The sequence below is a fragment of the Microcoleus sp. T3_D1 genome, from assembly GCF_036700405.1.
GTDB lineage: Bacteria > Cyanobacteriota > Cyanobacteriia > Cyanobacteriales > Microcoleaceae > Microcoleus.
In genome coordinates this window covers 107,227-115,692 of the sequence record NZ_JAUBOV010000013.1, presented here as the reverse complement: position 1 = coordinate 115,692, position 8,466 = coordinate 107,227, and the positions used below count along the sequence as shown (strand labels likewise).

Here is an 8,466-nt window from a genome sequence, read left to right as displayed (position 1 = left end):
ATTAAATAACTTACAATTTTAATTGTTTTTGTGGGTTGGGCGTCCCGCCGGTCATTTTTGGCCGGGCGGGACGCCCATCCCACGGGAGCATCTCAGTTTTGTAAAAAGCATTTTTTTTATTGTAGTGCGAGCGTCCCCCCTCGCGTATTGTACAATACGCGAGCGGGGACGCTCGCACTGTAAATGCAAAACGGAGATGCTCCCCATCCCACAAACTTGTGGAAGTTATTTAATTCTCATTCCTTAACACATCAACCATTTGTCAAGTAAATGAATTTCATATAATTCACAATCTTTATTCATAAAAGTCATATTTATCAAGATATATTTCCCTCATCAAAATATCTAGTAAATTTCAACCAAACCGTCTATAACAGAAATATAAAAACAAAATGTGTAGCTGCTGCACAAGTAACTTAAGCCATGAAACTATGACGGTAGAAGAAGCAATAATTTTTTTGGACAATCTCGTATACGAACAAACGGAAAAACACCTGAGTCGGTTGCAACAGTCGATAATTCGAGGCGTTGTAGGGGGTTTGACGTACCAAGAAATTCAGCAAAACGATCCGATCGCCCGCGGGTACACAGTGGGCTATCTGGGGCGGTATGTCGGCTACAACTTGTGGAAAGAGCTCACCAAGGTACTCAAGGAAGCACAAATTATTGGACAAGAAGAAAGAGTCGTCGGAGCAAATCTTTGGGACTGCATCATGAGAGCTGTAAAAAAAGGCACACAACCAACTAATTCTCTCGATCCCATGTTGCAAAAGCTGCTGCGGATGCGTTACCGAATTAGAGAACATTTGGTGAATACGGAGTACAGCGATACCTATCTGGCTGAAGATGAAAATTTGCCCGATCGACCTTTGTGCCTCGTCAAGCGCCTGAAAAGCCAGTCTGAGAGAACCTGCCACCTATTCGATCGAGAAACGCGGGTTTTATATCGATTGGGCCAACACGATCGGATACCAGAATTGTTAGCTCGCTTTGAAGAAGATGGATATTTTTATTTAGTCTATCAATTCATCGAAGGGCAACCCTTGTATCAAGAGCTAATCGAAGGTCAACCCTGGGAAGAACATCAGGTTATCGCTTTGTTGAAAGATATCTTGGAAGTGCTTGTTTTTGTTCACAAACAAGATGTAATTCACCGCGACGTTCACCCTCAAAACTTAATCAGGCGGACATCAGATGGCAAGATTGTATTAATTGACTTTGGGGCCGTTAAAGAAATCAACACTTCACAAAACAGCATCGGTCAAACGAAATCGCGCGGCGGTACTCAGCAAGACTACATTCCCCCCGAACAAGCCATCGGTTCCCCGAAATTGTGCAGCGACATCTATGCTGTCGGGCTCATCGGGATTCAAGCCTTGACAGGGATGCGCCCGAAACAACTCAGAGTTGATAATTTAGGGAATCTCATCTGGCAGAAAAATGCAACTGTCACCCCGGAGTTGGCTAGCGTTTTAGACAAGATGGTGCTTTACCATTTCCCACAGCGTTACCCGTCAGCAACCGAAGCTTTGGAAGCACTTCAAAAGTTGGGAGTTAGTTGACAGTTGTCAGTTGACTGTTGACTGTTGACCGTTACCAAATCCCACTTTAATATCCCCCTCTTTAGTCCGCGCAGGCGGACTTTGTTTGTGTAGTAGCGGTTTCAACCACCGAGTCTTATTGTTGTGTCGATCGCATTTCCCACAGCCACAGCAGCCGGTTTACAATGCGAGCGATCTTGTTGCATAGGATCGCGAATTAAATAACTTACAATTTTAATTGTTATTGTGGGATGGGCGTCCCGCCCGTCCAAAAAGGACGGGCGGGACGCCCATCCCACAAACTTGTGGAAGTTATTTAATTCTCATTCCATAGTGATTCATCCGCTACCATTATCCCTCGATGTACTGAGTAACCACACTTCGTCTTGCCGATGAATCGGGCCCCAATTTCCGAAATCGAAGGGACAAGGAACAAGGAACAAGGAATTTTTTTAAATTTTGCCAGCAACAAAAATCATTTAATTCTGCCGAATGCCTTCTACATAAGAGCCTTCAACCTTTATTTGACGATATCTCTAAAGTTAGATAAAATAATTCATATTTTATGGTTAGCAGCTTTGAGAAAATTTTAAGCAGCTTTGTATAGCGGGCAACAATATCACTAGAGTGTTCATTGTTACCTTGAATACGTAGAAACCAAATAATTGGAGGGATCGAGAAATTGGAACTTTTTGAACGAGCACAACAACTGCAAACGCCCTCAACCCGAATGGCTGCTGTCGAGTCTTTTTCCAAAAAAGCGAGTATTGCAGTAATGGCGATCGGCTGTACAGTCCTTTTGGGTTGGATATTCGATCTGCCACTCTTAAAAAGCATTTTGCCCGGACTCGTGACGATGAAAGCCAATACTGCGGTATGCTTTATTTTGGGCGGGTTTGCTCTATTCATCCAACAGAGCCGGCGCGCCAAATTAACAGCAAGAAAGTCTCACAAAAATCACAAAAAAATAATTTTAGTATCCTCATTTTTAATTATATTAATTAGCCTCTTAACCCTAGCTCAATATAGCTTTAATTTAGACTTAGGCATCGACCAACTGCTATTTAAAGAAAGTTACAGGTTGACAATCCCCGGAACACCAGGACGCATGGCACCGAATACTGCTGGTGCTTTTTTATTGCTGGGAACAGCGCTGCTGCTGCTGTCAGAACGTCGGCCTAAATACCTGCGGATTCAAATCTTAAGCTGTTCTGCATTTTTAATTGCATTTATGGGTTTGATAGGCTACCTCTACGACAAAGCTTTATTTTACCAAATTGGCAAAAATACAGGCATGGCTTTGCACACTGCCGCAGCATTTATGTTGCTGAGCTTCGGCATTTTATTTGCCAGTCCAGAGCGAGGATTGATAGCAGTAATGACGAGCGATCGCGCGGGCGGAATCATGGCGAGGCGCTTGTTGCCACGGGCAATCATTATCCCGCCTTTAGTCGGTTATTTCATCCTATTGGGAGATCGGTTACAAGCCTACACGCCGGAGGTAGGGATATCGCTGTTAAGCGTATTGAACGTGATTATTTTTACAGTTCTGATTTGGCAGAATGCCAAAACTCTCTGCAGCGCAGACCGGAAGCGCTATCGAGCGGAACTGGGACTGAGGAAAGCTAAATCTGACTTAGAAAATCAAGTGGAGAAACGGACTCTCCAACTGCAAACCGCCAACGAGCAATTGCAGGAGCAAATTTTCGACTCTCAAACAACAAAGCAGGCGCTTCAAAAAAACTACAACCTGTTGATGGCAGTCATCAACAGTACGCCCGCAGCCCTATTTGTCAAAGATATTCAGGGCCGTTACTTAATGCTTAATGCTGCGGGGGCTAGTATAATTGGCAAGTCTGTAGACGACATTATCGGCCGAGATGACAGCGAATTATTTCCGCCGGAAATTGCGGGCAATATTAGGAAAACCGATCGCCCAATTATGGCAGGGGGAACAACGGAAGCGATCGAAGAAGAACTACCAGTTAAAGGAAATTTGAGGATATTTCTTTCTACAAAAAGTGCTTACCGGGACGGGTTAGGAAATATCAGCGGTATAGTTAGCATCGCGCGGGATATTACTGAGAGCAAACAAGCCGAAATCGCCAACAGAAGTCTGGCAGCAATTCTGGAAGCAACGCCGGATTTTGTAGGTATCTCCAACCTCGAAGGACGCCCGATTTACATCAACAAAGCAGGCCGAAAAATGGTGGGTATAGACGAAAACGAAGATATATCCAACCGACAAGTTGCAGAATTCACGCCAGCGTCAGGCCGCAGCAATTTGAATCAAGCGATCGCCACCGCTGTTTCCGAGGGCTTTTGGAGTGGAGAAACAGCCTTCGTGTCAGGATCGGGACTCGAAATTCCCGTCAGCCAAGTCATCATCTCCCACTGTGCACCGGACGGCAAACTCGCATACATTTCGACGATCGCCCGCGACATCAGCGATCGCAAACAAGCTGAACAAGCGCTGCAACTGTCTCAAGCTCGTTTTGCCGGCATTGTAGAAATTGCCGACGATGCGATTATTTCTGTCGATGCTGAGCAAAAAATTATCCTGTTCAACCAAGGTGCAGAACGGATTTTTGGCTGGACGGCTGCGGAGGCGATCGGGCAATCCCTGAGCCTGCTGTTGCCCGAAGCTTTGGCCACGAATCATAGTCACCTCGTCAGCAATTTCGGCGGCGGCGTTAAACAAGCCCGAAAAATGGGCAGCCGCAAAGAAATTTTTGCCCGCCGCCGAGATGGTACGGAATTTCCCGCCGAAGCTTCTATTTCCAAACTCGAAGTGGCAGGCGAAATCATATTCACAGCTATTTTGCGCGATGTGACAGCCAGCCGCCAAGCCGAAGAATCTGTGCGTCTGAGCGAGGAAAGATACCGATCGCTGGCAATGGCTACCGCACAGATGGTTTGGACGACAAACGCTAGCGGAATCTTCGACAAGCCTCAGCCTGATTGGATAGCTTATACGGGCATGAGTTGGAAAGAGAAGGACAACTGGATACAAGCAGTACACCCAGAAGACCGCGATCGCACTATACAAGCTTGGATGCGGGCCATAGAAACAAAAAGTCTCTACGAAGTCGAGCACCGCTTGCGGGCAGCAGACGGCAGCTACAGACACTTCTGGGTGCGGGGCGTCCCCCTTTTGGCAGCCGACGGCAGCATTCGCGAGTGGGTGGGAACTCACACGGACATTAGCGATCGAGTCCAAGTTTTGGAAGCACTCAAGCAGTCCGAGGGACAGTATCGATCGCAAGCAGCCGAGCTCGAAAAAGCTGTCCACGAGTTGCACCAAACTCAAACTCAACTAATCCAAACCGAAAAAATCTCTTCTCTCGGCCAGCTAGTCGCCGGCGTCGCCCACGAAATTAACAATCCGATTAACTTCATCTACGGCAACATCACCCACGCCACCCAATACGCCACAGACTTACTCAGTTTGCTCCACCTTTACCAGGAAAAATACCCAAATCCCGTCCCAGAAATTGTAGAAGCAGCCGAAGATATTGAAGTTGATTACTTAATGGAAGACTTTACAAAGATTTTGGAATCAATGAAAGTAGGAGCCGATCGCATCCGCGACTTAGTTGTATCCTTACGCAACTTTTCCAGACTCGACGAATCGCAGATGAAGCGAGTAGATATTCACGAAGGAATCGAAAGCACTTTGCTAATTTTGCAGCACCGGATCAAAGCTAATGTACTTCGTCCCGCTATTGAGATTATCAAAGAATACGGCAATTTCCCAAAAGTCGAGTGCTATGTAGGTCAGCTCAATCAAGTATTTATGAATCTTTTAGGAAATGCGATCGACGCCCTCGAAGAGTACAACAGCACTCATTCTTCAAAAGAAATATATTGTCACCCCAACCGAATTCGGATTAGCACCAGTGCGAACTCAGAAACAGTAACAATTCGGATTGCCGACAACGGGATGGGAATCAATCAAGAAGTTATTGGCAAGTTGTTCGACCCATTTTTTACTACTAAACCTGTCGGCAAAGGCACAGGCTTGGGACTGTCAATCAGCTATCAGATTATAGTTGAAAAACACCGAGGCAAATTGCAGTGTATTTCCACGCATGGGGAAGGTGCAGAGTTTGTCATCGAGATTCCCATTTGCCAAAAAGTATCGCCTCTAGTCACAGGAAATAATCAATTAGCAGCAGTTGGTAGTTAATTGTTAGTTGCGATCGGTGGCATCGGAATTAATATTACCCGAAATCAGGAAACGGCAGTGCCGTTTCCCTACAATTATATCATTCCGAAGCTAGCGGATTTGATATAACCGGGCGGTTGGAAACCGCGTCTACACAAACGATGTCCGCCTCCGCGGACGAAGAAATATCGAATTTGAGATAAATGTGCGATGGCTTACGCCCCGCTACGCTACGACTCTTCAACCCGCGGAGGCGGGTTTTGTCTGTGTAGACGCGGTTTCAACCGCCGGGGTTTTTGGGTTGATGGCCGATGGGATTTTTGGGTTGATGGGCGATCGAATTTGAGAGAAATGTGCGATGGGATTTGATATCATTCCGGCACAGCCAGAATTGATATGACATAAGCTCTGCCTCAAGATCGCCCAAAACCGCAATAATTCTTTACAATAAAATAGTAAATATGATTATTCACTTAAATAAATCCCTTGAAAATGCCTGTAAACCAACTTTCTCCAACCACAGCTTCCACGGAAACACAGACACTCGACTTTGATATAGCCATCGTCGGAGGCGGCATAGTCGGGGCCACATTAGCCAGCGCCTTAAAAGATTCCGGCTTAAAAATCGCTATAATTGAAACCCAACTCCCCGCCGTCGCCGCAGCCAAAAAACAAGCCTATGCAATCACCCTGCTATCAGGAATGATCTTAGAAGGTATCGGCGTGTGGCAGCAAATCTTGCCCCAAATCACCACCTTCGAGCAAATTAGCCTCTGCGACGGCGACTATCCCGGTGTCGTCGAATTCCACCGCCCGGATTTAGGAAATACTGGCAAATTACCCGTACCAAAAGCAGCTTTAGGTTACGTTGGCGAGCACCGAGTCATGCTGTCAGCTTTGCAAGAATCTTTGGCAAAAAACCCGAATTTTAGTTGGGTTTGTCCGGCGGAAGTAGTCGAGGTAAAATATTTAACCGATTGCGCGGAAATAGAAGTCAAACAAAACGGCGAAACTCGGACTATTCGCACCAAATTATTAGTCGCCGCCGACGGTTCGCGATCGCGCATCCGCACCGAAGCCAACATCAGCACTCGCGGCTGGAAATACTGGCAATCCTGCGTTGCTATCACTATTAAAGCAGAAAAACCGCACAATGATATCGCTTTTGAGCGCTTTTGGCCGAGCGGCCCGATGGGAGTCTTACCATTACCTGGGAACCGCTGTCAAGTAGTTTGGACAGCACCCCACGCGGAAGCAAAAGCTTTGCAGTCAATGGACGAAAAAGAATTTTTGACTTTGTTGGAACAGCGCACGGGCGGGCTTTTAGGGCGTTTAGAATTGGAGAGCGATCGCTTTTTGTTTCCGGTGCAGTTAATGCAGAGCGATCGCTACGTTTTGCCCAGATTAGCACTAATTGGCGACGCGGCCCACTGCTGCCATCCCGTCGGCGGCCAGGGATTGAATATGGGCATTCGAGACGCAGGGGCGATCGCCCAAATCTTGCAGCAAGCGCACCAAAAAGGCGAAGACATCGGCGATTTGCGAGTATTGAAACGGTATCACAACTGGCGGAAAAAAGAGAATTTAATCGTGTTAGGATTTACCGATTTTCTAGACAGATTATTTTCCAATACTTGGCTGCCAATTGTAGCATTTCGCCGCTTTGGATTGTGGTGTTTGCGGACAATTCCCCCAGTGAGGTTTTTAGCTTTGCGGCTGATGACAGGCTTGATGGGGCGGCCGCCAGAATTAGCGCAAAATTAGGTTTGTACACCCACCCACCATCAAAGAAACCGGGTTTTTTTCCAAATCTTTGCACTGTCACCAAGTCTGTCGCAAAAACCCGGTTTCTGGCCACCCGTGGTTCCAAAACTAAACTAAATTCATCGATGAATGGTATATAATTAAGATAGAACAGAGCTATGAGTGGAATTGACCGTGAAATTACTCTAGAAACTCGAACCAGTCTCATTGATAAACATCTCCCCGGAACCCAAAAAGCCCAAAGTGAATTTGAAAGCGAAGGAATCGTCCATCTCTTTAATGATAGAGAAACAATGGAAAGAGTGGCCGCAGAAATTAAGCTAAGAGGGGAACGCACAGGAGAGGACGATGTAGAGGATAATTATGAACGCTATGGATTGTACTTTTCAGAACCAATTGGTTATATACTGAAAGCAGACGGGACTCAGATACCACTAAATTACGGTGAAATAAAAATCAAAAAAACTACAGGTAAATACCATGTCATACCTCGCACAAGACCCCGCACAAGCTACTAAAATTAGTCAAGAATCAGAGCAAGAGACTGATTGGGAGTTTGCGGAAATCTGGGCCGATACTCTGATATCTCCGCCTTATATCCTGATGTTAGTCAAGGAAATTTCAGGAAAATTTTGCATCCACAACCCGGCACAAAATTATAAAGTTATTTTTTCTAGTGACAATTACGAAGCGGCTAAAATGTGGCTGCTAGAGGATGAATATGAGCGTTTGAATAGTCGCATTTTACGAGAAGTATAAAATAAAGTGGTGTCGCCACATCCGCCAGGGGTTTTAACCCCTGGCTAATAGCGAAAGTCGGTTGAAACCGACTGAAAATCCGATATACAAATGAAAAACTCTTTAGTCCTCTTCAGAGGACTTTTGCTATGAGACAGGGGTTTCAACCCCTGGCGGACTATCGGGCTAAGCGAGGTTTCTGGCCACCCGCACCATCAAAGAAACCGGGTTTTTTCCTCAATCTTTGCAATGTTA

General features: G+C 45.9%; 6 protein-coding genes. 5 read left to right on the top strand and 1 reads right to left on the bottom strand.

Translation table 11 applies throughout. The features are described from left to right. Nucleotides 1-431 precede the first annotated feature (431 nt). Both QT992_RS08945 and QT992_RS08940 read left to right on the top strand, forming a co-directional pair. On the top strand, nucleotides 432-1,562 hold the full coding sequence (locus QT992_RS08945; RefSeq protein ID WP_333376858.1) for a serine/threonine-protein kinase: 1,131 nt from the start codon (nucleotides 432-434) through the stop codon (nucleotides 1,560-1,562). A gap of 661 nt (nucleotides 1,563-2,223) precedes the next feature. After that, complete coding sequence (locus tag QT992_RS08940) at nucleotides 2,224-5,730, top strand: PAS domain S-box protein (RefSeq protein ID WP_333376856.1); 3,507 nt, start codon at nucleotides 2,224-2,226, stop codon at nucleotides 5,728-5,730. 259 nt (nucleotides 5,731-5,989) lie between these two features. Here QT992_RS08940 and QT992_RS08935 read toward each other — a convergent pair whose 3' ends face one another. Beyond that, nucleotides 5,990-6,112 (bottom strand): hypothetical protein, encoded by a 123-nt coding sequence (locus QT992_RS08935; RefSeq protein WP_333109292.1) that lies wholly within the window; start codon nucleotides 6,110-6,112, stop codon nucleotides 5,990-5,992. An 89-nt stretch (nucleotides 6,113-6,201) separates the two neighbouring features. On the opposite strand from QT992_RS08935, the gene QT992_RS08930 reads away from it, so the two are divergent. From QT992_RS08930 to QT992_RS08920, 3 genes are all read left to right on the top strand, one after another. Next, nucleotides 6,202-7,473 carry an FAD-dependent hydroxylase gene (locus tag QT992_RS08930; protein ID WP_333336091.1) on the top strand — a complete coding sequence of 424 codons (1,272 nt, stop codon included), beginning with the start codon at nucleotides 6,202-6,204 and terminating at the stop codon, nucleotides 7,471-7,473. Between the two features lie 158 nt (nucleotides 7,474-7,631). Beyond that, nucleotides 7,632-7,991: a DUF6972 family protein gene (locus QT992_RS08925; RefSeq protein WP_190735918.1), complete on the top strand. Its 360-nt coding sequence runs from the start codon at nucleotides 7,632-7,634 to the stop codon at nucleotides 7,989-7,991. Then, nucleotides 7,954-8,232 carry a hypothetical protein gene (locus tag QT992_RS08920; RefSeq protein WP_333315668.1) on the top strand — a complete coding sequence of 93 codons (279 nt, stop codon included), beginning with the start codon at nucleotides 7,954-7,956 and terminating at the stop codon, nucleotides 8,230-8,232. Before QT992_RS08925 ends, QT992_RS08920 begins: the two co-directional genes overlap by 38 nt. Nucleotides 8,233-8,466: the final 234 nt, after the last annotated feature.